The sequence below is a fragment of the Nocardia sp. NPDC005366 genome (genome assembly GCF_040606855.1).
In the GTDB taxonomy this organism is placed as follows: Bacteria; Actinomycetota; Actinomycetes; order Mycobacteriales; family Mycobacteriaceae; genus Nocardia.
Window position 1 is genome coordinate 115,670 of the sequence record NZ_JBEXFQ010000022.1, and the last position, 23,164, is coordinate 138,833.

Annotated in this window: 26 protein-coding genes and 1 pseudogene; 6 read left to right on the forward strand and 21 right to left on the reverse strand. The window is 66.2% G+C overall.

The features are described 5' to 3' along the window. Positions 1–351: 351 nt before the first annotated feature. Positions 352–534: a hypothetical protein gene (locus ABZS43_RS23975; RefSeq protein WP_355038181.1), complete on the reverse strand. Its 183-nt coding sequence runs from the start codon at positions 532–534 to the stop codon at positions 352–354. Continuing rightward, positions 531–1,190 carry a methyltransferase domain-containing protein gene (locus tag ABZS43_RS23980; protein ID WP_355038182.1) on the reverse strand — a complete coding sequence of 220 codons (660 nt, stop codon included), beginning with the start codon at positions 1,188–1,190 and terminating at the stop codon, positions 531–533. Before ABZS43_RS23980 ends, ABZS43_RS23975 begins: the two co-directional genes overlap by 4 nt. A gap of 88 nt (positions 1,191–1,278) precedes the next feature. On the opposite strand from ABZS43_RS23980, the gene ABZS43_RS23985 reads away from it, so the two are divergent. Beyond that, positions 1,279–1,920 (forward strand): TetR/AcrR family transcriptional regulator, encoded by a 642-nt coding sequence (locus tag ABZS43_RS23985; protein WP_355038183.1) that lies wholly within the window; start codon positions 1,279–1,281, stop codon positions 1,918–1,920. Positions 1,921–2,371: 451 nt separating this feature from the next. On the opposite strand, the gene ABZS43_RS23990 is transcribed toward ABZS43_RS23985, so the two are convergent. The 16 genes and pseudogenes from ABZS43_RS23990 to ABZS43_RS24065 all read right to left on the reverse strand — a co-directional run bounded on the left by ABZS43_RS23990 (position 2,372) and on the right by ABZS43_RS24065 (position 15,757). Next, positions 2,372–2,854 (reverse strand): SRPBCC family protein, encoded by a 483-nt coding sequence (locus ABZS43_RS23990; RefSeq protein ID WP_355038184.1) that lies wholly within the window; start codon positions 2,852–2,854, stop codon positions 2,372–2,374. Further along, positions 2,851–3,186 carry a metalloregulator ArsR/SmtB family transcription factor gene (locus tag ABZS43_RS23995; RefSeq protein WP_355038185.1) on the reverse strand — a complete coding sequence of 112 codons (336 nt, stop codon included), beginning with the start codon at positions 3,184–3,186 and terminating at the stop codon, positions 2,851–2,853. Before ABZS43_RS23995 ends, ABZS43_RS23990 begins: the two co-directional genes overlap by 4 nt. 89 nt (positions 3,187–3,275) lie before the next feature. Next, positions 3,276–5,726, reverse strand: coding sequence for an ATP-dependent helicase HrpB (hrpB, locus tag ABZS43_RS24000; protein ID WP_355038186.1), 2,451 nt, complete (start codon positions 5,724–5,726; stop codon positions 3,276–3,278). Between the two features lie 160 nt (positions 5,727–5,886). After that, positions 5,887–6,303, reverse strand: a complete 417-nt coding sequence (locus ABZS43_RS24005) for a multidrug efflux SMR transporter (protein WP_355038187.1) — start codon at positions 6,301–6,303, stop codon at positions 5,887–5,889. A gap of 44 nt (positions 6,304–6,347) precedes the next feature. Further along, complete coding sequence (locus tag ABZS43_RS24010) at positions 6,348–6,671, reverse strand: SMR family transporter (RefSeq protein WP_355038188.1); 324 nt, start codon at positions 6,669–6,671, stop codon at positions 6,348–6,350. 11 nt (positions 6,672–6,682) lie between these two features. Beyond that, positions 6,683–7,156: a deaminase gene (locus ABZS43_RS24015; RefSeq protein ID WP_355038189.1), complete on the reverse strand. Its 474-nt coding sequence runs from the start codon at positions 7,154–7,156 to the stop codon at positions 6,683–6,685. Position 7,157: 1 nt separating this feature from the next. Further along, positions 7,158–7,775: a DsbA family protein gene (locus ABZS43_RS24020; RefSeq protein ID WP_355038190.1), complete on the reverse strand. Its 618-nt coding sequence runs from the start codon at positions 7,773–7,775 to the stop codon at positions 7,158–7,160. A gap of 92 nt (positions 7,776–7,867) precedes the next feature. Continuing rightward, positions 7,868–8,347 (reverse strand): MarR family transcriptional regulator, encoded by a 480-nt coding sequence (locus ABZS43_RS24025; RefSeq protein ID WP_355038191.1) that lies wholly within the window; start codon positions 8,345–8,347, stop codon positions 7,868–7,870. After that, entirely contained in the window at positions 8,316–8,855 is a 540-nt protein-coding gene (locus tag ABZS43_RS24030) for a hypothetical protein (RefSeq protein WP_355038192.1), read from the reverse strand. The genes ABZS43_RS24025 and ABZS43_RS24030 overlap by 32 nt, the downstream gene beginning before the upstream one ends. Positions 8,856–9,152: 297 nt before the next feature. Then, positions 9,153–9,968, reverse strand: a complete 816-nt coding sequence (locus ABZS43_RS24035) for a DUF3558 family protein (RefSeq protein WP_355038193.1) — start codon at positions 9,966–9,968, stop codon at positions 9,153–9,155. Positions 9,969–10,679: 711 nt separating this feature from the next. Beyond that, on the reverse strand, positions 10,680–12,134 hold the full coding sequence (locus tag ABZS43_RS24040) for a glyceraldehyde-3-phosphate dehydrogenase (RefSeq protein WP_355038194.1): 1,455 nt from the start codon (positions 12,132–12,134) through the stop codon (positions 10,680–10,682). Between the two features lie 293 nt (positions 12,135–12,427). After that, the gene (locus ABZS43_RS24045) at positions 12,428–12,865 is read right to left on the reverse strand and encodes a DUF732 domain-containing protein (protein ID WP_355038195.1); all 438 of its coding nucleotides are present in this window, start codon (positions 12,863–12,865) and stop codon (positions 12,428–12,430) included. A gap of 242 nt (positions 12,866–13,107) precedes the next feature. Next, a pseudogene (locus ABZS43_RS24050) lies at positions 13,108–13,317 on the reverse strand (transposase); the annotation flags it as partial. Positions 13,318–13,381: 64 nt separating this feature from the next. Continuing rightward, a complete protein-coding gene (locus ABZS43_RS24055) occupies positions 13,382–14,134 on the reverse strand; it encodes an SDR family oxidoreductase (protein ID WP_355038196.1) in 753 nt (250 codons plus the stop codon). Positions 14,135–14,209: 75 nt separating this feature from the next. Continuing rightward, positions 14,210–14,872 (reverse strand): TetR/AcrR family transcriptional regulator, encoded by a 663-nt coding sequence (locus ABZS43_RS24060; protein ID WP_355038197.1) that lies wholly within the window; start codon positions 14,870–14,872, stop codon positions 14,210–14,212. Positions 14,873–14,965: 93 nt separating this feature from the next. Next, a complete protein-coding gene (locus ABZS43_RS24065) occupies positions 14,966–15,757 on the reverse strand; it encodes a hypothetical protein (RefSeq protein ID WP_355038198.1) in 792 nt (263 codons plus the stop codon). Positions 15,758–16,069: 312 nt separating this feature from the next. Between ABZS43_RS24065 and ABZS43_RS24070 the strand changes: the two genes are divergently transcribed. Together ABZS43_RS24070 and ABZS43_RS24075 are read left to right on the forward strand one after the other, a co-directional pair. Continuing rightward, positions 16,070–16,933, forward strand: a complete 864-nt coding sequence (locus ABZS43_RS24070) for a hypothetical protein (protein WP_355038199.1) — start codon at positions 16,070–16,072, stop codon at positions 16,931–16,933. A 61-nt stretch (positions 16,934–16,994) separates the two neighbouring features. Beyond that, positions 16,995–17,624, forward strand: a complete 630-nt coding sequence (locus ABZS43_RS24075) for a TetR/AcrR family transcriptional regulator (protein WP_355038200.1) — start codon at positions 16,995–16,997, stop codon at positions 17,622–17,624. A gap of 220 nt (positions 17,625–17,844) precedes the next feature. On the opposite strand, the gene ABZS43_RS24080 is transcribed toward ABZS43_RS24075, so the two are convergent. From ABZS43_RS24080 to ABZS43_RS24090, 3 genes are all read right to left on the reverse strand, one after another. Continuing rightward, positions 17,845–18,300 carry a hypothetical protein gene (locus ABZS43_RS24080; RefSeq protein WP_355038201.1) on the reverse strand — a complete coding sequence of 152 codons (456 nt, stop codon included), beginning with the start codon at positions 18,298–18,300 and terminating at the stop codon, positions 17,845–17,847. 326 nt (positions 18,301–18,626) lie between these two features. Next, complete coding sequence (locus tag ABZS43_RS24085) at positions 18,627–18,824, reverse strand: hypothetical protein (RefSeq protein WP_355038202.1); 198 nt, start codon at positions 18,822–18,824, stop codon at positions 18,627–18,629. Positions 18,825–18,833: 9 nt separating this feature from the next. Continuing rightward, entirely contained in the window at positions 18,834–19,112 is a 279-nt protein-coding gene (locus ABZS43_RS24090; RefSeq protein ID WP_355038203.1) for a hypothetical protein, read from the reverse strand. A gap of 391 nt (positions 19,113–19,503) precedes the next feature. Here ABZS43_RS24090 and ABZS43_RS24095 point away from each other — a divergent pair, with 391 nt between their 5' ends. The 3 genes from ABZS43_RS24095 to ABZS43_RS24105 all read left to right on the forward strand — a co-directional run bounded on the left by ABZS43_RS24095 (position 19,504) and on the right by ABZS43_RS24105 (position 22,930). Next, positions 19,504–19,632: a hypothetical protein gene (locus tag ABZS43_RS24095; protein ID WP_355038204.1), complete on the forward strand. Its 129-nt coding sequence runs from the start codon at positions 19,504–19,506 to the stop codon at positions 19,630–19,632. A gap of 243 nt (positions 19,633–19,875) precedes the next feature. After that, on the forward strand, positions 19,876–20,292 hold the full coding sequence (locus tag ABZS43_RS24100; RefSeq protein WP_355038205.1) for a hypothetical protein: 417 nt from the start codon (positions 19,876–19,878) through the stop codon (positions 20,290–20,292). After that, on the forward strand, positions 20,282–22,930 hold the full coding sequence (locus ABZS43_RS24105; RefSeq protein WP_355038206.1) for a CHAT domain-containing protein: 2,649 nt from the start codon (positions 20,282–20,284) through the stop codon (positions 22,928–22,930). The genes ABZS43_RS24100 and ABZS43_RS24105 overlap by 11 nt, the downstream gene beginning before the upstream one ends. Positions 22,931–23,164: the final 234 nt, after the last annotated feature.

Here is a 23,164-nt window from a genome sequence, read left to right on the forward strand (position 1 = left end):
TCTTCCTCCAGAAATCTGCCGCCACTACCGCCAGCGGGAATGCTTCTGCCGATCCTACTGTTTCGTCGCCTCCGGCCCACCGGCGCGCCGAGTTATTCAGGGCGCCAACGCGACTGCCACTGACGGAACCGAATCATGGTTTCGAATTCCGGCCTACGGCCGGAAATGACATCCGGGGTGGTTGTCATTCGAGATCGTGGCCCCACACCTCGAGCTCGCGCTACTGAGGTGCGGAAGGCCTCAGTGTTCGAGGTATTCGGCAAAGGGTCACCTTGAACAGTATGTGCGCCGAACATGATGGCGGGTTGGGTATTTGCGAGCTGCGACCGGGGTGCTCGAGCGGTGTACGGGTTACCGCGACTGGTTGCGGTGCCGCAGCCATCGGCTACCGAGTGCGGCGACCACTACGTGGGCGGCTATGCCGAGGCCCGCGACCGCGAGCCCAACCATGCTGCCCAGCCATAGATGCACGGCGATGCCGCCGACGATCAGCGGCAGTGCGATGACCCGAAGCGAGCCGGTCAGGTGTCTCATTCGACAGCGCCGGATTTGACGGCGGTGACATAGCGGATCCAGGGGTGCAGGTCTCCGGAATCGACCTGCTCGAATCCGGCGTCGACCACCATCGGTGCGAGTAGGTTGATCGGGTTGTGCTCCATGGCCGGACCGGTGAGCGCCCCGACGAGATGGCGTCCGACCGGATTCGCCGGAGGCCGGAACTCGCCGATCAGTAGCCGCCCGCCCGGGCGCAGCACCCTGCGCATCTCCGTCAGCGCCGTCACACGCAAATCCTCCGGCAGGTGATGCAGCATCAAACAGTTGGCAACCACATCGAACGAGTTGTCCTCAGCGCTCAGCGATTCCGCTACACCGACTCTGTAGGTGCAGTTCGGTTCCTTGGTGATCCGACGCGCACGGTCGAGTACCGCGGCAGACGGATCGAGACCGACCACCGCTCCGGAGCCGACAACCGCGGCCAGGCGACGGGTCAAATAACCGGTGCCGCAACCGATGTCGAGGACCCGATCGCCGGGCCCGGCGCCGCTGAGTTCGGCGAGGCGGCGGTAGACGCGGTCGCGGCGGCCACCGAAGAACACCGCACCGAACACGTCATAGCTACCGCCGTGGTCGATCGTGAGCCCCGCGGTGCCGGGGGCGGGGTCGCGATGCAGTAGATGTCCGAGGCCCATGGCCCCCTCCTTAACTTAGTGACGACTAAGATGAGTCATAACTTAGCCGCAACTAAGTTATGACGCAAGGGTGGATACGATGGCAGGCATGGCCCACGCATCCTCGGTCCCCGCCGGTCAGCGGCGCACCCGCCTGCGTGCCGCGGACCGGCGTGCGTCGATCATCGACGCCGCCACCGCGGTGTTCGCCGAGTCCGGCTTTCAGCGGGCCACCATGGCCCAGATCGCGGCCCGGATCGGTGTCACCGAACCCGTGCTGTTCCAGAACTTCGGCTCCAAAACGGGCCTGTATGCCGCCGTCGTGGAACACGCGTCCGGGCAGATGGCCGCGATGATGCGCACCTTCGCCGCCGAGGCCGACTCGATCGCAGCGCTGCTGGCGCACCTGCTCAGCCCGGGCCACATCGATGAGTTGCATGCCCCCGGCTCGCTCGGGGTGATCTTCGCCGACGCGATGACGCTGACCGCCGAACCCGCCGTCGAGCAGGCGGTCCGCCAGCACATGGGCGAACTTGCCGAAGTGCTGGCCGAGGTGGTCGCCCGAGGACAGCGAGGCGGTGAACTCCGCGCCGACCTCGACCCCGAAGCTGCCGCCTGGATGGTGTTGTCGTTCCTGTCCGCACACCGTTTCCGCAGCGCGGTGATGCCCGACCGGGCACGGCTCGAAGACCGCATCGGCGCCATGACACTTCGCGTATTGGTGGAACCGAATCCACCGCACCATCAGTGAGAAGCTCAGCCGGGCATCGTTTTCCGTCGCGCGAGTTTGTGATCACAAACCACACCACGCTCAAATCGGCAGCGCACCACGCGAGAACCGGCGGAACCGAACCACCGATGGTGAGGCGGCAACGACGCATTGCGCAGTGGACAAGCGGCGAAGCCCGCAGTGGCGGGACAGCCGGTCACCACTGGCGCGGTCAGGTCGAGGGTGTCGGCACATTCCTGCTCGGCTGAGCAGCCACCTCGGCTTCGTGGTGTCTCGCGAGAACACGGCATCCTGTTACACACCGACGCCGCCCAGGCCACCGGGAACATGGCGGGCATAGTCGCCCTCGCGCCGCTGCAGCGCTGGCCCGCGCCGACCACGCCGCCGCCGCCGACATCAGCTCGGCCGCCGAACGACTACGGGCCGCGCTGTCGGCGATCCGGCCGCACTGAACCGCGGTCGGGCCCCTCGATCAGCCTTGCGCTTCGGCGGTTTCGGCGAACATCTCCAGCACTGTGCTCCAGCCACCGCCCTGTTCGACGATGGTGTCGTGGATGGCCTTGCCGTCCACCAGGCGGTCGAGGTGGCGGTGCTCGAGTTCGACGCTGGTCTGCTCGGGAGCTTCCGCAGTGAAGCGCACTTCGATCTCGCTGGCGTTGGCCGGATCCGGGTCGTACTGCCACTGCCCGTTGATCTGCCAGGTCAACACCAACCGGTGCGGTGGCTCCCACGCCAGCACACGCCCCCAGTCGCATTCGCTACCGTCCACGCCGCGTTCGTACCAGCGCCCGCCTTCGCGCGGTTCGACGACCGCGTCTGCCATCTCGACCTGACCGATGTGATACATCACCGGCCACCAACTGCCGAACGACTCGGTGAAGAAACCGAACGCCTTGTCCAACGGCATGGCGACGGTGGCCTTACCTCGCAACGCCGGAATAGTGGGTGTGCTCATCGCTGCTGCTCCTGTTCGGGATCGGTATCGGCCGTGTCTGCGGCCTTCTGAAAAGCGGTCAACGCGTCATCCCAGATCCGCTGGAAATACGCCTGAATCGCGGCGACACCATCCGGATTGATCCGATAGATCCGCCGCGTGCCCTCTGCGGTGGCCACCACCAGACCGCCGTCGCGCAGCACCCGCAAGTGCTGTGACACCGCTTGGCGGGTGATCGGCAGACGATCTGCCAACTCGCCCACCGAACAGGGGCGGCGAGCAAGTAGCTCGAAGATCGCCTGCCGGGACGGGTCGCCCAGGATCGCCAGATCGACGTCTCTGAAAGCTGCCACGTACGTAAGTGTCGGCTTTCACATGTGATTGCGCAAGACCTCGGCACATATCGCGCGCCGACCGATCCACCCCCGGTCTGGGCGGCTGCTCACCGACTCCGGTCACGGCCGGCATTACGCGCGGTGCCCCGATGGGCGGGTACGGTCGCGGGATCCTCCGGCCAGGCATGTTTGGGATAGCGGCCGCGCAGGTCGGCGCGGACCTGAGACCAGCCCGAACGCCAGAACGATGCCAGATCCGCGGTCACCGCGACCGGACGCTGCGCCGGGGAGAGCAGATGCAGGACAATCGGGACGCGGCCGTCACCCAGCCGCGGCGCTTCCGCCCAACCGAACACCTCCTGCACCTTCACCGCCAGGACCGGCGGATCGATCGAATAGTCGAGGCGGGGGCGGCTGCCGGAGGGGACCTCGAGACGTTCGGGCGCGAGTTCGTCCATCCGGGCCGCCTCGGGCCAGGGCAGGAGCCTGCGCAGCGCCTGCCCGGCGTCGATACGTTCGAGATCGGCGCGGCGACGGGCGGTGTCCAGTTCCGGACCGAGCCAGACCTCGGCGGCAGCCAGCAACGACTCGTCATCGACCGGAGGCCAGGGGGCGCCGAGCGTGCGATGCAGGAAATCGAGGCGTTGCCGCAGCACGATGGCCTCGGAACTCCAGGACAGCAGGCCCGGACCGGAGGAACGCAGCCCGCGCAGCACCGCCGCGCCGAGCATCCGGCGATCCGGCTCGGGAACAGGCCGCTGTGACAGGACGATCGCGCCCAGTCGTTCCACCCGCCGGGCCACCACATCTCCGTCGATCCAATCGATTTCCTCGACACTGCTCAGCAGGCTCGAGGCCGCACGCCGAGCCAGCGGTTCATCGGCCACCGCGGCCAACCGCACCACCCCCTCCGCACGCCCCGGATCTCGGGTCGCGACACCGACGGCCAGCCATTCCGCATCACCGACGCCTGCGCCGGGCGGCACGGTCACCGCGGTGCCGCCCGCCATGAGATAGCTCGCCGACCCCGCAGCACGACGTCGAGCCAGTCGCTCCGGATAGGCCAGCGCCACCACGTAGGCCGGATCGTCTTTCCCATCCGGGCCTTCGACCAACCGGGCCAGCCGATCGACCTCCCGCCGCCACCTCGCGGGTCGCTCCCGCCGCAACACCCGCAGACCGGTCACGAGATCGATGCCGGAGACATAGCTGTCGTCGTCGAGGACTGTCACCACCTCCGCGGCCGCCCGCGCACCCACCACCTCCGCCCCGTCGAGCAGGGCGCGCGCCAACCGCGGATGCAGCCCGATCCGCGCGATCCGGCGACCTCGATCGGTCACCGCCCCGTCACCGTCGACCGCGCCCAGGGCGCGCAACACTTCCCGCCCGGCGTTCAGCCCACCCGGCGACGGCGCATCCCACCAGCGCAGGCCGTGACCGTCGACCGTGCCCCAACAGGCCAGCTCCAAGGTCAATCGGGTCAGATCTGCCGTCCGGATCTCCGGCTCCGGATACGCGGGCAGCGTCGCATGCTCGTGTTCCGGCCAGCACCGCCACACCTGTCCCGGGCCCTCCCGACCGGCCCGCCCGGCCCGCTGCTCGGCCACCGCCGCCGAAACCCGCACCGTCGCGAGCCCGGACAGTCCACGGGCCCGATCGATCCGCGGCACCCGGGCCAGCCCGGAATCGACGACCGCCCGCACTCCCGGCACCGTCAGACTCGACTCCGCGACCGCCGTGGACAACACCACCCGCCGGCGGGCACCCGGTCGCAGTGCCGCGTCCTGCCCCGCCGCGGACAATCGTCCGTGCAGGGCAACGACATCCACGCCGGACACATCGGCCAGCAGTGCCGCGGTCCGGCGGATCTCGGCCGCCCCGGGCAGGAAGACCAGCACATCACCCCCGGTGTCGGCGAGGGCGTTCCGGGTGGTGCGCGCGACCTGAGCTTCGATCCGTTCCCGTGGCAACGGCGCGACATAGTCCGTCCGAACGGGATGGGTCCGACCGTGTGCCTGCAGCACCGGCGCCGGATGCTCCCCACCCAGCAACGCCGAAAGCCGTTCGGCGGCAACGGTCGCCGAGGTAGCCAGCACCCGCAGATCCGGCCGCAAGCCGGCCCGCGCATCGAGCAACAACGCCAACAGCAGATCCGCATCGAGATGCCGCTCATGGCATTCGTCGAGCAGCACCACGTCGACCCCCGTGAGTTCGGGATCATCCTGCAACCGCCGCACCAGCAACCCGGAGGTCACGACCTCGATCCGGGTCCGCCGCCCGACGCGACGATCCCCTCGTACCGAATAGCCGACGGATTCGCCCACCTGCTCTCCCAGCAACGCCGCCATCCGCCCGGCCGCAGCCCGCGCCGCCAACCGTCGCGGCTCGGCCACGACTACCCGCCCCGCAACGGTCGCGGCCAGCGCCAGCGGCACCAGGGTCGTCTTCCCGGTTCCCGGCGGCGCGACCAACACAGCCGTCCCGTGCTCGGCCAAGGCCGCGACAACACGGTCGAGAACGCCACGGATCGGCAGATCGGGAAGCTCGGGCAGGTCCATAACCGACCAGTGTGACGCCTCGACTCGCCAATGCCTCGGTTCGGGCGGGCTGGGCGTCAGAACATGGCGCCCCGACGACTACCGCCGCGACCGTCGATGCTCCCAGGTCGTCGTTGTGTCCTGACCGACGACCTGGGAGCACTGAGCATGTACGTATCATTCACGCTTCGGCGGTACTGCTTTCGGCCAGTTTCGGGCTGTCGGCGAGCTTGAGCCAGACGACTCCCCCAATGATGACCGCGAGCCACACCGCCCGGAGAACCGTGAGTTGTTCGTCGAACAGGATGCTGCCGAGGATCGCGGCGCCGATGGAGCCGATGCCGGCCCATACCGCGTAGCCGATTCCGACGTCGATGGATTTCAGGGCCACGCTCAACGCGAACAGGGTGAGCAGGAAGAACACCACCGCCGAAACCGACCAGCCCACAACGGTGAAGCCCTCGCTACCGCCGACGCTCACGGCGTAGCCGATTTCGAACGCTCCGGCGAGGAGCAGGACCAGCCAGGCGCGGGCGTTCCCGGCGGGGGTGTCGTGCCGGGTGGTTTCCGAGCTCTGGACTTCGGCCTCTGTACTCATTGCATTCCTTTCGAATTAGTCCGGTATCGGTCGACGCTCGGGTATCAGGCGCCGGCGCCGCTGAGTTGGAGACCGACAACGCCGCCGACGACGATCACGATTCCGAGGAGTTTGCGCCAGTTCAATTGCTGACCGAACAGCGCGGCACCGAGAACGGCGATGCCAACGCCGGAAATCGACACCCAGATCGCATAACCGACGCCCACATCGAGAGTGAGCAAGGCGAGGCTGAGGAAGAAGGTGCCGAACGCGCCGGTGACCAGGGTTGCCAGCGTCCACCAGCGATGGGTGAAACCGGCGGCTTTGCTTGCCGCCAACGCGACGGCGATCTCGAAGATGGTGGCGATACCGAGATACAGCCAATGCATGAGGTTGCCTTTCAGTGCAGTGAGAGGAATCGGTGGAAGGGGGCCTGACCGTCGGGGACGGTCAACGGGATCACGGTGGAGCCGACCAGGCCGGAGCGGTCGATCTGCGCGGCGCGGTAACTGGTCCGGTAGTCGAAGCCGAACCGCGCGACTTCCTCTGCGAAAACGGCGACGTAGATTCTCCCGATCCGGTGTTCGAGCGCGAACCGGTAGCAGATGCCGCAGGGTTCACCGGTCGCGAGCAGGGAGTAGCCAGTGAGATCGGTGGTTTCCCGGTCGCGCATCGCGTCACGGATGGCGACGATCTCGGCATGCGCTGTCGGATCACCGGTTTCGTGAACGCGGTTGACACCGAACGGCGAAACGTAACCGTCTTCGCCGACTACGACGCCTACGAACGGGATTCCGCCACGCTCGACATGTTCCACGCCGAAGGCGACCGCGTCACGCATCAGTGCCGTGAGATCCGCTGTGGTCCAGCTCATCTCAGTGGATTCCCGGAGTCGCCGCGCCGGAGAGGACGTCCACGGCACGGATGAGTCGCGTGGCGTCGGCGACACCGGAGATCGCTCGGCCGCCGATGACGAAAGTCGGTACGGCGGTCACCTTCACGACGGCTGTCGCCTCGTGCAGGTCGGCGGCGTGGCGCGCAATGCGCACCTGACTGGACAGGGCCTTGCGGACAGCCTCGGCATCGAGCCCGGTCGAGGTCGCTACGTCCATGATCACGTCGCACTGTCCGATATCGCGGTCGTCACGGAAGAACGCCTGGTACATCGCCGTCGAATACTGTTCGGCCAGCCCGGACTCCTCGGCCAGCTGTAGAACGACGAACGCTTTGGCGGTGCGCGGCTGTGGCGAGATCGTCGGCAGCCGAATATCGACGTCCAGTCGCCGGGCCATGGGGTAGACCGAGTTGTTCCAGACCCGTGGGAGGTAGTCGTCCTCGGGCCGCAGCGTGGGGACGGGATCGGGCCGCAGTTCGAAGGGCCTGATCTTTACGTCGACATCGCGCGCCGCCCGTAGTTCGGCGAGCGCGTGCTCCGCGAGGTAGCAGTACGGGCAGACATAGTCCACGAAGAGATCGATCTCGATTGCGGCCATCAGGAGCGCCCCCGTCCCGTAGGTTAATGTATGTACATGCAAGAATGTACCTGCGAGGGCACCGCCCTGCAAGACATGCTCGAAACTGCCTGCTACGCGAGAAGCGCGCGGATGGTGTCGAGCGCCGCCCGCAGACCGCGTAGGTCCAGGCCGGGGAAGTCGTCGCCGACCTTCTCGAAGAGGTCGCGCACCTGGTTCTCGTACTCCACGCGCAGCACGCCGACCAGGTCCGCGCCCTCGTCGGTGATCACCGCGTATACACCACGTCCGTCGTCCGGGCAGGTGTCACGGTAGGTGAAGCCCTTCTGTTCGAGCCTGCCGAGCATCCGGGTCACCGAACTCTGGTTCAGGCCGATCCGGGCGGCGAGATCGCTGACGCGCAGTTCCCGATCCGGCGCCTGCTCCAGAACGATCAGCGCCCGGTACTCGGTCAGCCCGATACCGCGCCGATCGGCTACCCATTTCCCGAGCCGCGTCTCCACGGCCGACACGAAGCCGGCCACCTGGGACCACGCCGCACCGATCTCGGCAGGGCGCACCTCACTTTCGGACCGCGCTCGTTCCATGTACATGCAAATAATCGTACCCATCAGCTATCGCACCGCCCTCCAACTCCGGGCCGGGCCGCGGAACCGGCATGAGGTTCGGTGGCACACCCGGCGTTGTCGGCTCGTCGCACACCGCCGCCTCGGCAATGATCCGCGCGAGGGCGTCGATCTGCTCCGAAGCATCCGGGAGCGAGGCGGTGCCGAACCACAGGTGCGGCTCGGGATGCTCCGACACATGGCAGCTCGCACCGGAGCCGGCGGTTATCCCATATCCACGCAAGCAATGGTGAGCAGCAGCCTCATCGGCCACCGGAACCCACAGGGTCAGGCCGTCACCGGATGGATCCACGTGGACGCCGCGCTCGATGAGCGCGGCGGCCAGCGCTGCCCGCCGGTCGTGTTGGCGACGACGCGCCCTCCGCACCGCGCGGACACTCTTCTCGTCCCCGAGCAGATGGGCCAGCGCAACCTGCAGTATCCGGTTGGTGCCTACCACTCCGAGGTCGTGGAGCCGTTCGATCCGGGCGATCACATCGGCCGGACCCGAGATGACACGGTGACGCATGGCGGGGCGCCCGAAGGATCTCGGACAGAAGCCCAAAGCAGGATTGGGTAGCACTGAACGGAGTTGTTTGTGGCACAGAGGAATCGGCACGCGCACAACGACTGCGAACCCGCGGACTCGACCGCCACCGCATAGTCGTCGGACGCACCCTGCTTCGGACGCTCTCGCGGCAGCAACCGCTACCTCTCGACCGGATCCGGCTCAGAGTACGTCCGTCCCCTCCACATGAGGGAGCCGTCGCTACTGTCGACCGCTCCCCGTGCGTCACTGAGGTACATACCCGACCAGCGCGCTGCCGAGGCGTCGCGCCGCGGCACACGGTTCTTCGGGTGCGTCGGGCTGCAGATTTCGCGTGACGAACGCGACGAAGCCCCCCGATACCTCGAAGCCGACGTAGCATCCGATCTTGTTGCTGTCCTGGCGCGCACGGAATTGGTGAGCCGCTCGACCACCGACCGTCAGCGTACTGAAATCCACATACTTCCCGACCTCCTGGAACCCATACAGCGTCATCCGGGTCGAGACGACCGTCAATTCGAGCTTGCCCGTGGAGGACTGCCAACGGCAGTTCTTGTCCTTCACGCCATCGGATCCGGTGAGCGCCGACTTGCTGTCGGCGCGGAATCCCTGCTCGGTGATATCGGCGGCGGATATCTGACAGGGGTCCCAGAGCGCGGCGGGCGCGGGCTGCTGATCGGTGGTGCCGCAGAGGGTCGCACCGCAAGTGTCGGTGCCGCCCGGCGCCGGAGCCGGATTGTCCGTGGTGCCGCAGAGCGTCGCACCGCAGGTATCCGTGCCTCCGGGGGTGCCGGGCTGCTCACCGCCGGGCTGCTCGGTGCCAGATCCACCCCCGCCGCCCGAATCTCCTCCGGTCTGCCCGCGATCCCCGGGTGTCGCGGTGGCGGTCCGGGGCGGCGTCTTCGAGACGCTGCTCGAGGTGGCCGTCGCGGTGCCGGAGCGTGTCGTGTCGGAACCCTGTTCGTCAGCCGTGCACGCGGTCATGATCAGCGCCGGGGCCAGGATGCCCAGTACCAATCCCGTACCTGCGCGCCACCGGCGCCCCTTACCTGACATCTGCATGATCTCCCCCTGTCTTTTCGCCCGCCACCATGCCTGAAATAGACAGACGTGCAATGGGTCTGGTCGATATCGGACGACTGTCGGTTCCCCGTGGACGGGTAACGAACAGTCACGTTCCCTGTCGCGAGGTGCCCCGGGGTCGTTACACGACACCGGTTCGACGAATCCGGCCGGAATTGTCAGACCAGCGCTGTCGCCGATCAGTACGGCAACACCTCACCGTGCCGGGAACCGTGACCGCATCAACGCGGCCGAACTGGATGGAGTTCGGCGGGTGCCGCGGCGCCGGATGACCAACCGCCCCGCCGACGCAGTCGCTGGTTGTGACCGATGAGAACGGAAAGTCCTCTCGGCCAACGTGCGATGATGTTGTCCCGGTACTGATTCTGCCTGTTGAACAGCTGCGCGTGCTAACCCAGGCGTCGTTGTTGCTGCCGCTGGTGACCTTGTTGGGGGCCTCGAAGTGCGCGGTGCCGTCCGCGATGATCTTCCAGTACGCTCCGACTACCCGATGGTCGGAGCCGGATCGCTCACAGCGGGTAGCGCTTACCGTGTTCGACGAGTCGAACTACCTATACGACAACGAGCTACGGCCCCATCGTGGCCGTGACGCACGGAATGACGGTGCCGAACACCGTCATTCGCCACGACCGACTCGTTCTTCCTGCTACCAGGTAGTCGGGTCGAGCGGGGACCACTGGATGCCGGGTGTCATGCGCGGGCGAGGCACGCGTCGACCTGCGGGTAGGTCGGATACTCGATGCCCGAGATGTACTGCACCGTCCGCACCACCTGGCACGAATAGCCGAATTCGTTGTCGTACCACACATACAGAATCGCGGTGTCGCCCTCGACGATCGTGGCATTGGCATCAATGATCGATGCCGCGCGCGATCCGATGAAGTCGCTGGAAACCACATCCGTACCGGCGGTGTAATCGAGGTTTCGGCTCAACGGCCCGGCGAGGGAGACCTGACGCAGGTATGCGAGCACATCGCTCTTGGTCGTCTCCCGCTCGAGCTGCAAGTTCAGAATCGCGACAGATACGTCAGGGGTGGGAACCCGAATCGAGTTGCCGGTAATCTTGGCCTTGAAATCGGGCATCGCCTTCGCGACCGCGGACGCGGCGCCGGTTTCGGTGAGCACGAGATTGAACGGCGCGGACCGGCCGCGACGGTCCGCGCTGTGATAGTTGTCCAGTAGGTTCTGGTCGTTGGTGAACGAGTGAACCGTCTCCACGTGGCCGCGGATGATGCCGTACTCGTCGTCCATGGCCTTGAGCGGCGGAACAATCGCATTGGTGGTGCACGAGGCGCACGAGAAGATCTGCTGCGATAGGTCCAGGCTGCGGTGGTTGACGCCGTGCACGATATTCGGAACGTCCCCTTTGCCGGGTGCGGTGAGAACGACCTTCGCGATGCCGGGACGCAGGTGCTGCGACAGCCCGTCACGATCACGCCACTTACCGGTGTTGTCGATCAGGATTGCGTCCTTGATCCCGTACTCGGTGTAGTCGATCGTCGCCGGATCATCGCTGTAGATGAACTTGATCACGTTCCCGTTGGCGGTAATCGTGTCGTTGTCGGTGTCGACCTTGATCGTGCCATTGAAGTGGCCGTGGACCGAATCCCTGCGGAGCAACGACGCACGCTTGGCCAGATCGCCGTCGCCCCCTCTGCGCACCACCACCGCGCGCAGGTTCAGCCCGTTGCCGGATCCGACCTTCTCGATGAGCAGGCGGGTAACCAGACGACCGATGCGTCCGAAGCCGTAGAGGACGACATCCTTCGGGCCCGGTGACTGAGCCTTGTTGCCGTTGGTCACGTCGGCTAGGACCGAGGCGGTGAAATCGCGGATCGATAGTCCGCGACTGTCGGCTCGGTAGGTCATGACCAGGTGACCGAGATCGATCTTGCATGGCCCGAGATCCAGGTCGGCAAGCACTTGCAGAAAGGGAAGGGTCTCATCGACCGACAATTCTTCGCCCTCGATCTGCCTGGCGAAGCGGTGCGTCCGCAGAATGCTGATCACCGACTTGTTCACGAGCGACCGGCTGTGCAGCAGGATCGTCACGCCCTTTCCTCGATACAACGTGCCGATGATGGGACTCATCGCCTCCGCAGCGGCTTCCTGGGCGTTCCAGCGGTCAAGTTGTTCGGTAGTCAACGCAAGTCCTCGGGTTTCCTCGATTTGTTCGCCGACTCGACTCTAATTAGTGCCGCAATATCACCGAGGCCGGATACCCACTGGTGAGGTGGTGGCGTCGATCGAGCGCCACGACCACCGATGGTGAAGGCGAAGAATCAGCAATATCAACGAAGTTCGTACGTCGAGTACTGATCAGCATGAGACCGAGGTCAACGGCTGCTGCCGGCTCACCTCGGCGCCCCGATCTTCGCCGACGAATATCCTGATGTCCACTCATTGTGGTGACGGCGCCCCATGACGCGGCGTCCGAATCACGATGCGAAGTCCGGGCACAAATTCGTCGTCGCCGCACTGACGAACAGCGTGCCCTGGCCGAACCGGTAATCTCGCTCGACCGCAGAGATCTCGTCGAGAACCGGCACACCCGCGCCCAGGTGATCACAGGTCGCGTAACCCGCGATGATCATCTCATCCGCCGATTTTCCCGGCAACGTGGCATTGTTCACGCTGATCTCGTCGAGGAACGTGGCTTCGGCGGCGCCGGTGCCGGCCGTCGCGGTAGCACCGCCGACCACCACACTTCCGAGTGCCACGAGTGACGCAGCACAGGCAACTACGAAGGTGCGGAGGCGGATTCGGCTTATCGCCATGATGTCATCCCTTGGGTTCAGGCGCCATTGTCGACGTAGTACCAACGATCCCGCAACCGGCACCGGCAAAGAACCCACCCGAGGGCTGACGCCGGCCACCCTCGAATCTCACCCGCCTATCCCCGGGAGGACGCGGCCGCGCTGGAAGTGCAGCCCTCGACACACCTTCAGCCACAAGATCGCGGACCGGCCCATCGACTCGCGTTAACACGCCAATCCCGCTGCCAGTTAGCGACATCGACTCGAACCCAAAGGGTAGGACAGGTCAATCGAGATGACTTGCCGAGACGCGGGCCTGGAAGGATGTCACTGTGCCCAAGCCCTGTTCCCGCGAGTTTCGTGCGGATGGAGCTGCCGGAGCGGTGGGTGATCGAGGCGATGCCCGCGTAGTAGGCGAGGTGGCCAGCGGAGGCCAACGCGGTGCCTTCGCCGACTTCGAGCAGGATTCGGGCTCCCTCGGCGATCTGTTTACATTGCAGCAGAACCGCTTTCAACGAGTGCGCAAGTTTCGGCAGCACGGCTTCGGCCGCGTTCTCGCCGGGAACGGACACTCTCGTAAAGGCATCAGCGAGGATTTGCTCGAATTCGATAGCCGTACTCGGTAGATGTGGTCTCTCAGCGCCAGTGAAGATCTCCGATTAGTGCTGTCTCCGAACCGCCGTCAGCGAAGATGACCTGGCCGGTCACGAATCGGTTGTCTGCACTGGCAAGCCAGCAGATGAGTTCGCCGACCCACTCCGGTCGCCCGGGGAAGCCGCCGAACGGTTGTGGCGCTGCGGCCTCCACTGCGGCGCGTGTCTCGTCGCTCGCGAAGATCCAGGAGGCTGCGGGAGTGTCGACGACGCCGGGTGCGACGACGTTGAGGGCGATGCCGGCTCCTGCCCAGTGGGGTGTTGCGGCGACCTTGCGTACCCAGCGGTTCAGTGCGCGCTTGGCGATGCCGTAGGCGCCGGTAGGGCCGCCGAGGAACGGCTCTGCCGCGAGGTAGGCGACGGCGGCCGCCTCGTCGCCGTCGAGACATGCGTGCACCACGCGCTCGTCTGCTGGTGCAAGCGACGAGGTCGACGACACGACCACGGCTCGGGGTGCCTCGCGCTGCGCCAACAGCGGCCGTAGGCCTTCCAGTGTCGCGACAGCGCCGAAGTAGTTCGTCTCAAGGAGACGGGTTCTGCCGCCTCCTGCGATGGCGAGCACCGCGTCGATGGGCCCATGCTCGGTTATCTGGTCGACCAACGATTGCCGCCCTTCGGGCGTGGACAGGTCTGCCTGGATATCGGCCTCGCGGAGGTCGCAACCGATGACTTCGGCGCCGCGCTCGCGCAGCATTTTCGCGGTCGCAGCGCCGATGCCTGATGCGGAGCCGGTCACGAGGTACGTCCGTGCGACAAGCCTTGTGTATGTCATTGCCGAGTCCCTCATGTGCGCGCTGGCGATGCGCTCGCGTCAGGGCTGTTCACTCGTGGCGCGGTCGAAGAGTTCGACCAGTTCGTTTCCACACGGGTCGGGGTCGAGTCCGGCGGAAAGGAGAGGGACGACACTGTCGATGGATGCTCTCAGCGCCGCAGCCATGACTTGCGGATCAAAAGCTCGGAAGGCTCCGGTTCGGTGCCCCTGCACGAACACGCGGGCCAGCCCGTCCAGCGATGCGATGTGATGTCGTTCCAAGACACCGTGACCGCCGTTGAGAAGGATCTGCTGGAGCGCTCGCACCTGCGGCAAGTGGCCAGCGATGAACACCACGTTTGCGCGGATGAGGGTGGCGAGCAGTTCACGGGCACCGGTCGAAGTCTCGAGGGCAGCCCCCACGTAGGCCTCGGCGTCGGCAGCGATCCGATCGTCAACGGCTGCAAGCAGTTCATCCTTGCTGGAGAAGTGGTACGTGATCAACCGTCTGCTACTGAGCCCGGCCTCCTTGCAGATGGCCTCCAAAGTGGTGGCCTGGTAGCCGAGCTGTCCCAGCAACGCGACCGCCGCACGGGTGATCTGCTCCTTGCGAGCCGCGGTCGCTACCTGATGGGTCACCGCCGGGCGGCCGTGGGGCGAGCCATCGGTGGATGGCGGCGGCTCGCCGAGGATGTGACCATCACCAAAGTATTCGTTATCCAATGACAAGCCGCCCCGGCCCTCGGGGGGTGAGCCGGACCTCTCAGTCCGATTTGCCCGCAGAGTGATCAGCGTCAAGGTGTATCCGGACCCAGCTCACGACGCGGAGGCGGCGGGTGCGGCGGCGATGATCCAGTTGCTGAATTCCACGGCCAGGTGCCAGCGGTGCTGGCGGATGAATCGGGCGGGCAGGCTCGCCGGGAACTGAACGGTCAGTAGGGCTTCCATTGTTCCGCGGTGGTCGAGGAATTGATGTCGTACGCCACCGATTACGAGGCCGTCGTCGAGGAGGGCTTGGCCCGCGATCTGTTGGGGGTAGCGGGGGTCGAGGGGGATGGTGAGCGCTTCGGTTCTGTCGTAGTCGACGAGGAAGCGGGCGGCCAGGGGGGAGCCGCCGGTGGTTTCGACGACTTCCTGTCGGCCGTCGGGGAGTCCGCGTAGCAGGTAGTGGTCGGGACAGGCGTCGACCATGTCGGTCTCGGCGTTGGTGACGGTGAGGTCGGTGAACCAGGCGGCGAATCGTTCGGCGCTGTAGCCGGGGACCTCGAGGCGGGCGACGCAGTGCTTGGTGCGGCCCCGGCTGAGCGCGACCCCCGTGCGCGCCATCCGATCGGAGATCTCGAGGTCGCGCTTGAGCATGGCATAGACCCCGGCGTGACCCAAGTGGGTCTTGATCGAGGTCAGCGCGGATCGTTGTGCGTCCAGCGGAGCGCCGAGCAGGTCATCGAGGTGGTTTCCCGGCGCGAGTTCGGCGAAGGCTCGCGATCCCAGCCGGGCGGCGAGCTTGGTCAGCACCACCTCGGCCCGGCGCTTTTCCCAGGCTCGCACTTGTTCCCGGGAGACCTCTTCGTCGCCTACGAATGCCCGAATCGCGATGGACTCGCCCATGAGTTCCTCACCTTCCTCTCCGTCTCGGCCACTCCCGTCGATGGGGTGGTGACCTTCTGCCCGTCCGTCCGAGGTCGCAGTCAGCAAACGCTGAGCAGACCAGCGCAAAGATAGCCACCGATTGTCGATAAACGCAATATCTCCTAGCTTTAATCGGCGACCGCCATTGACAAGGTGACCCGAGTCGCCCATGCTACCTTAAAGCAAGTTCAACTTGCGTTAACATTCCGTCTCTCTTCGGCACGTCTCCGACAGCGCGCGAACAGGGAGGCCAGCGAGAGGAATAGGTCAATGCTGACCAGGCGAAACTTCATGACAAGGACTGCCGGGGTGACCGCCGCGGCGGCGTCGGCGGTTTACCTCGCAGGCGGCACCGCGAGCGCGAAGCCCGGATCCCCGGTATTCGGGACGGGGCTGCGGACCTTCATCGGCGGCGCGCCCGTCGAACAGTCCCGGGTCTTGGAATGGGAACGGCGGCGACTGTCGGTGGCGGCGGCGCGCCTGTCGACCGACCATGCCGGACTGTTGCGGGGTGAGCTGAACTCCCTCCTCGGCCGCTTCGCCGTCGCCGTGGACGATATCGCCGACGCCCGTTCGGCGCTGTCGGCGGCGCGTGCCCTGGTCGGTGCCGACGCGCTGCGGGCGCTGCTTGCCACCGAACTCGCGGCCTCCGAAGCGGCCACGCGGACCGCGCTCGCCGCCTCGGGCGGGCGATGGGCGATCTCGACCACCGAGATCGTCAGCGATCGCGGCAGCGCCGCGGGTTTCGTCGAATGGTTCGGTCTGGCGCGCACGACCGACGCGCGCGCGATCTGGACCGACGCGTGCCCGGATCACTACATCATCGCCACCGCGGCGGACGGGCGGCAGGAAGTGGTGGAGGTGACCGGCGGAGCCGTGCTGGCCAGCCAATTCTTCGTCGACTACGCCGACCTGAGCGGGGTTCGGATCCCCGCTGATCCGACCTATCCGCTCGCCGTCACCGGCACCGCGGCACTGTCCGACGGCACGGTCATCGGGGGCGTGCGACACCAGTTCCGCGACGAACCCGGCGGCGGATTCCGCAGCCGTATCGCGGTGGCCTTCCCCGCGGCGGTGCCGGGCCTGTACATCGCCGAACATCAGTGGCATCTGGCCTGCGAGTTCGGAAACTGGATCACCGCGTCCCTGTGCTGACGCACCGCGCTCCCGGCCCGGTTCCGACCGTCGCGGTCGGCGCATCGAGTAGAACAGGGGGATGGATCAGCGCGGACCCGACGCCGACACCGAGGAACTGGCACCGCCCCCGGCCACGCGCAAGCGGACCGGGGGCCGTTCGGCGCGCGTGCGCGACGCGATACTCACCGCGACTCTGGACCAAGTGGCCGAACACGGCATCGAGGGGCTGACCATCGGTGATGTGGCGGCCAGGGCGGGCGTGGCGGAGACGACGATCTACCGGCGCTGGGGAACGCGCACGGCGCTGCTGGCCGAGACCGTTACCGAACTGGCGGCGGTCGGCAATCCGGCGCCGGATACCGGCACGTTGCGTGGCGATCTCCAGCAACTGGCCGAACAGATCTCGCATCTGATCTCGCGGCCCGGCATCGCGCGACTGCTGGGCACGACCATCGCCCTGTCCGCCGATCCCGAGGTCGCCGAGGCGCGCCGCCGCTTCTGGGACGACCGCTTCGACCGGACAGCGCACGTCATCGGCAGAGCCGTCGACCGCGGGGAGCTGCCGCCGGATGTGGATGCCCGCGAGGTACTCGAAACCCTCTCCGCCCCACTCTATTTCCGTCTTCTGGTGGTGGACGGTCCGCTCGACGACGAGTTCATCGCGCGCTGCATCGAGCACACGCTCATCCTGCACGGGATGCAGCGCTGACCGCACTGCGTCCCGCGACCACCTCTCTCAGTGGAGTGCGGCTCGCTGGGAACTGTCGTCGAGGTGGACCGCCACCGTGAAAGACGCGCCTGTGGCCACACCGTACCTGCGATTCGGTGTGGCCCGCCGCGATCTCGACCGGTACCAGCCCGACCGCAGCCGCTACGGAGTCCCGATGCAATACCCGAATCGCTATGAGTGGCCCATGTTCTCGGTCCGCTCAGGTGGTCTGGGTACCGGACCAACCGAAGGAGAAGCTGTGCCCCTTCGAGGAGCAGCCGATCGCGCCACGGCCGCCACCGAAGCAGGTCGCGCCGCCATAGCTGATAGTGCTGGCGTAGCCGTTGGCATCGGAGGGCAGGCCTGGGCTACCCGGCCGTCCGTGCGTGGTGAAACTCGGATGTGCGGGCAGGAACGGAATATCGATCGCCAGGTCGGTGACCGGTATGATGTTGAACCACTTGGCTATTCCCGCGGGGATATCGCAACCGACATCGCCGTTGGCGTGCATCGCGCAATTCACGTCGCCGACACTGAAGTAGACGCTGTCACCGACAAGATACGGTGACACCTCGATATCGGCAGCCTGTATCGGCGCGGCGTTCGCGGTGGCAGCACCGCCCATCGACAGGGCCAGGGCAGCGATGGTCGCGCCGATGACACTCGGTACTCTCACAAACTTCTCCTGGTATCTCACACAGTGAAGATAGCCGAACAGCATCAGTCCAACCGCCCCCAAATACTTGGGCACACCAGCGAAAAACAGTCATCCACATCGTGGTCGCGCCAGCGTCGACGCGGACGCCTGCACTGTGCGGTGACCGACAGCGCCCCGGATCGGATTCGTTGGACCGCTGTGCCATTCGCGACCCTGCGAGCCGGCCGCGTCGCCGGACAGACCGACGACCGGTTCCGGCAGCGGGTTGACGCGGCTGGCACCGAGTTCGATCAGGCCGATGTCGTTTCCGCCGATCCCCAGGGTCACCACCGTCGTGTCCGGGCTCAGCGCATCGAACTGGGGCTCACGACTACCGACGAGATCGGACTGGCGACCGGCCAGATCAGCGCTGGTCGCGCTCCCCACAGGTCCCGAAACGTCGTGACACCGAGCTGCTCGGCGACCAGGTGCGGATAGTTACTGCTCAAAACCCCTGAGCCCTCTCGTCCGTCGATGGCGGCCACCGCGCGCTCGCTGCTCATCCGCGCCTTCTACGACCGCCGATTCAGCTCGCCGTGGTCGCTCTCGCAGAGCTCGGTGGCCGCCGAGGTGACCTCGTGGAAGTCGAGGACGAAAGTCCGGTCGACCTGCGGGCCGTCGGTCGCCAGGCGTCGGGACAGATCGAGGGCGCGCTCGACCAGATCGGGGCGGCCCGCGTCCGCCATAAGCAATTGGGTGTCGAGCAGCAGATCGGTGAGGAACGACAGCGCCTCGACGCCGTCGGAATCCGAGTTGTCCGGTCGGCGGTCGTCATCGGCATCGAAAGCCACTGTTACAGTGTGGCACTCGCTTGAGCTAGGCCGTGTTTAAGAGGTGGCCGGTGCCGAGCCGGATGGCTCATCGGTGAGGTCCGCACGCCTGCCTGCCACTACCCTGGTCACGAGGTCCTACCTTCGATTCCGGGTCGAGCAAGCCAGTCGTAAGGTCTTGCAGGCCAAGGGGAACCGGGTGTGGCTTTCACAAGGTCGCCGAAGATTTTCTCCGGCGCGGCCATGTTGTCGAAGGAGGCGATAACCGCCTGGATGCGGGCGGGTCCGCCCGTCCACGCGTCATGTTCGCTGAACGCCTGCCACCCGGAGTTCGCTGCGGTCAGTGCATCGGTATCACCGGTCGGCACCGGTGCGTTGTTCCCATTCCTGACAGTCGCGGAAGAAGGTGCGGGTGGCCATCAGATTGGATCCCCGCCGGTTCGACCCGAACCGGGCGCTGGCGCTCCCGCGCAGCGTCGCCGCGCTGATCGGCACCAATCCCCGCGTCATCGCCGACGACGTGTGGGCCAAACTGCTCTGAGCCGGGCTCAACCTGGAACCTGCCGACCTGCCCGGCAAGTCCGCCGACACCTTCTACCCGATGGAACTGATCCGCGCGTTCACCCGACTGAGGTTGAGCAGCAATGCCTGGCTGAACACGCCGTGCATCCACAAAACCGGCACCGCGTACTGGCCAGTCGCTCGATAATAATGGCAATCCGACCGACAGACCGCCTGCCACAATACGGTTGGTGCGCACGATGGTTCGTGGCAGGCTCTACACATGTCCACCACGCGGGTAATCGGATTGAGCGATGGCAGCGTCATCGTCGTCAGTGGCATCGAATCTCCGGCGGAGCCTGAGGCGCGCCCCTCCGATGGCACGCTCTCGCTACCCGCCGAGGCTGCGGCGTGGATCGGCGCGACCGTGGCGGCCGGTATCACCTTCGACGTTCTCAAACTGACCGCGGCCGGACTGGTGCAACGATCCTGGGTCAAGAAGCAACCGCCGGCGAGCGCGGAGGCGTTGACCGAAACCGTGATTCGCTATCTCCGATCCAACGGATACACCGACGTGCAGGTGACCGACATACGCAAGGTCGACGGCGAGGGGTGGAAACTCTCCGGCACCGCGAACGAATCGACCTTCAGGTGCCTGTCCGATGAGTCCGGCAGCGTCACGCACGTCCGTGTCAAGTGACGCCGCGCCGACACCTGGACAACTCCGCGACGTCCAGATCTGGCTGAACCACCTCGACAAGATCAGCGAGAGCCGTCCGCGCACCGTGATCGAGGAAACCGACCGTGCAATGGCGGTCCTGGCCACCTGGCGCACATGCGATGCGTACGGCTGGGCACTCGCGGTGCGAACGAAAGCGTTCCGGCTCCTCGACGATCTGCCCGCCGTTCTGGAAACCACGGAATCCGGCGTGGCCGCCCTCGGCGAACACGGCGGCATAATCGCGGCCCATCTCCATCTCGAGGCCGGGATGGCGCTGAACCAGTTCGACCGGCAGCCCGAAGCGGCGGTGCATCTCGAGAAGGCGGACAAAGGATTCGAAGCGGCCGGTGATGCCGGCGGCCGTGCGTGGGCGCTGGTGTCATTGGCCGAGGCATACTCCGGCAGCGGGTACCCGAAGGATCCAGAGCCGGTTCTCGCATCGGCACTGCGTCTGGCCGACCAGGCGGGTGATATCAGGGCGAGTCGCCGGGCGTGGAAGCAGATGGCGGTCGTGTACCGCCACCGCGGGCAGATCGTCGACGCTCTGGAGGCGATCCAGCACGCGCTCGAAGGAGCCCCCGCCACCCATCCGCGAGCCAACTACCTGCTCGAGCTCGGACACCTGCTCGCATGGTCCGGCGACTATGCGGGATCCGACGAGGCATTCGAGGAGGCGGCGGCCCTCTATACCGAATACACCGACTCGCTCGGCTCGGCCAATACCGAACGGGCGCTCGCCAATAACGCGCTCATCCTCGGGCGCGTGGCCGAAGGGTTGCGCCGCCTCGATCGCGCGGTCGAGAAATACCGGGAGATCAACAGTACGAACGGACTCGGATACGTACTGCGTGAACGAGCCGTCGTGAGACTGAACGAGGGCGACGCCTCCGGTGCAATACGAGATATCGACGAGGGCCTGGATTGCTTCCGAGCGTCACCGGACAGTCTCGGCCTGGCCGGGATGCTGCGTGCCGCAGCCCGCGTACGGCACGAAACCGGTGACGCCGCAGGTGCTCTCGATGCGCTGACCGAAGCGCGCGAACTCACCGCCGCGGGCACCAACCCCCTCGCCGAGGCCGGGGTGTTGTCCATGGAGGCCGAAATCGGTGCTGGCGCCGCCCAACGACACGCCGCCGCGACCGCCGCGGCAGACTTGTACGGACGTATGGGGCTCAGAGCGGGTGAGGCTCTTGCTCTGTCCTTTGCCAGCTGTGCCAGCGCCGAACTGGGCGATCCCGCCGCCGCTGTCGCAACAATGCGGCACACCGCTTCAGCATTGCGTGCGGCCCGAATACAAGTGTCCGATCCGGGGCGACGCGCCGACCACGACTTCTCCTTGCGGGATGTTATTACGAACCTGTTGAACGTCGCCAAGGACATCGACACCGCGGATGCCACCCGGATTGTGGCCGACCTACTGCTCGATGCGGCACCGCTGGGCCTGCGAAACCATCTCTGCGCCGGCGATCCGGGCGAGCGCGTCACCGGTTTCCTTGCCCGCGTCAAAGGTCTTTCCTTACGCGCAGACAGTGATCCGCGTGCCCAGCGGCACCTGCTTCAGCAGCTCAGCGCGTTGCTCGCCACGCTGGCTCCCGGAGAGCAGCCTCCGTGGATCGGCTTCGAGCAGCTCGTCGCCGCGCATCCGGATCAGGCGATCGTCGTTGCCGGTGCACCGACGCGAGACAGCACGCTGCCCATCGTCTGGCAGGTGCCAGGCGGCGAACCCCGTTTCGCGCTCGTGCCGCTGAGCACTTCCCATATCGACCAGATCGACTCGCTCGGGTATGCCACTACCGCCGAACGTGCCGACGTTCTCTGGCGGCCGGAAGTAAGCGCCTGGCAGGCCGACCTGGCACATATTCTGCTGCCCAACGCTTTACAGGACTGGCTCGTGGCACATCCGGCCGCGGCCATGGCGGTGGTTCTGCCGCCGATCCTGTCCCACGTGCCGATCGAGGCATTGCTGATCGGCGATACTCCCCTCGGTATACGAGCGGCGGTGACCAGATTGCCCGTGCCGACGACAGCGACGATGGCCGCCGCCCCGCGCGACGTGATCGCGTATCTCGATCCCGACCTTCCGTGGACGCCCGAACGCGCCGCCTTGCCGAACTGGACCGATAATCCCGCGGAATTGCGGGAGGCCCTTGGCCCCGCCGCTCTGCTCATGGTCGGCTGTCACGGTGAATCCGCGCTCCGTGCCGAGGGCTGCCTCGTTGCCAGCGACGGAACCCGCGTCATAGATGCCATCGATATGCTGTCCCAACCGCTGACCGGCAGTGTCGCCGTACTGGAAGCCTGTTTCTCGGGTAGATACATGGGCACCCGCGCGGGCGAGCAATTGAATCTCGCCACCGTCTGTCTGCTGGCCGGGGCGAGCGCGGTGGTCGCCGGACTCTTTGCTCTCCCGGCCGACGACGAGTGCACAGGCGTCATCACGGCCACCCTGCTCCGGGAGCTCCAGGCGGGCACGGCCCCGGCCGAGGCGCTCCGCAGGGCACGCGAAACCTACTACAACGCAAGGCCTCAGCGGGTGAGGTTGCCGGGTGCGCCGGGTAGCTGGATGCCGGGCGACGCGGTGTGGGCATGGGCTGGCCTGTGCCTGTACGGACGGTAGGGTTCCCGGAAACCGCGAGGCGACTGGAAGACGTTCAGGGCTGCTGTCCACCACATGGTCCACCTGTTTGCGGCCCTTGCCCGTCGGGTCGAAATTCATCAAGACCATGTAGACGCACTTCACTGCGGCGGCGTCGTTGGGAAACAAGAAACGGCGCGGGCCCCGCCCCTCATCTGTTTGTCGGGGGACCCCCCCTGAGGTAAAAGAGGGGGGTAGGACAGCGTGGGGTAATCG

Coding starts and splice junctions, on each gene's coding strand:
- ABZS43_RS23975 (WP_355038181.1), bottom strand. CDS start 534: ATGAGACACCTGACCGGCTCGCTTCGGGTCATCGCACTGCCGCTGATC.
- ABZS43_RS23980 (WP_355038182.1), bottom strand. CDS start 1,190: ATGGGCCTCGGACATCTACTGCATCGCGACCCCGCCCCCGGCACCGCG.
- ABZS43_RS23985 (WP_355038183.1), top strand. CDS start 1,279: ATGGCCCACGCATCCTCGGTCCCCGCCGGTCAGCGGCGCACCCGCCTG.
- ABZS43_RS23990 (WP_355038184.1), bottom strand. CDS start 2,854: ATGAGCACACCCACTATTCCGGCGTTGCGAGGTAAGGCCACCGTCGCC.
- hrpB (WP_355038186.1), bottom strand. CDS start 5,726: ATGGACCTGCCCGAGCTTCCCGATCTGCCGATCCGTGGCGTTCTCGAC.
- ABZS43_RS24005 (WP_355038187.1), bottom strand. CDS start 6,303: ATGAGTACAGAGGCCGAAGTCCAGAGCTCGGAAACCACCCGGCACGAC.
- ABZS43_RS24010 (WP_355038188.1), bottom strand. CDS start 6,671: ATGCATTGGCTGTATCTCGGTATCGCCACCATCTTCGAGATCGCCGTC.
- ABZS43_RS24015 (WP_355038189.1), bottom strand. CDS start 7,156: ATGAGCTGGACCACAGCGGATCTCACGGCACTGATGCGTGACGCGGTC.
- ABZS43_RS24020 (WP_355038190.1), bottom strand. CDS start 7,775: ATGGCCGCAATCGAGATCGATCTCTTCGTGGACTATGTCTGCCCGTAC.
- ABZS43_RS24025 (WP_355038191.1), bottom strand. CDS start 8,347: ATGTACATGGAACGAGCGCGGTCCGAAAGTGAGGTGCGCCCTGCCGAG.
- ABZS43_RS24035 (WP_355038193.1), bottom strand. CDS start 9,968: ATGCAGATGTCAGGTAAGGGGCGCCGGTGGCGCGCAGGTACGGGATTG.
- ABZS43_RS24065 (WP_355038198.1), bottom strand. CDS start 15,757: ATGGGCGAGTCCATCGCGATTCGGGCATTCGTAGGCGACGAAGAGGTC.
- ABZS43_RS24070 (WP_355038199.1), top strand. CDS start 16,070: ATGACAAGGACTGCCGGGGTGACCGCCGCGGCGGCGTCGGCGGTTTAC.
- ABZS43_RS24075 (WP_355038200.1), top strand. CDS start 16,995: ATGGATCAGCGCGGACCCGACGCCGACACCGAGGAACTGGCACCGCCC.
- ABZS43_RS24085 (WP_355038202.1), bottom strand. CDS start 18,824: ATGAGCAGCGAGCGCGCGGTGGCCGCCATCGACGGACGAGAGGGCTCA.
- ABZS43_RS24100 (WP_355038205.1), top strand. CDS start 19,876: ATGTCCACCACGCGGGTAATCGGATTGAGCGATGGCAGCGTCATCGTC.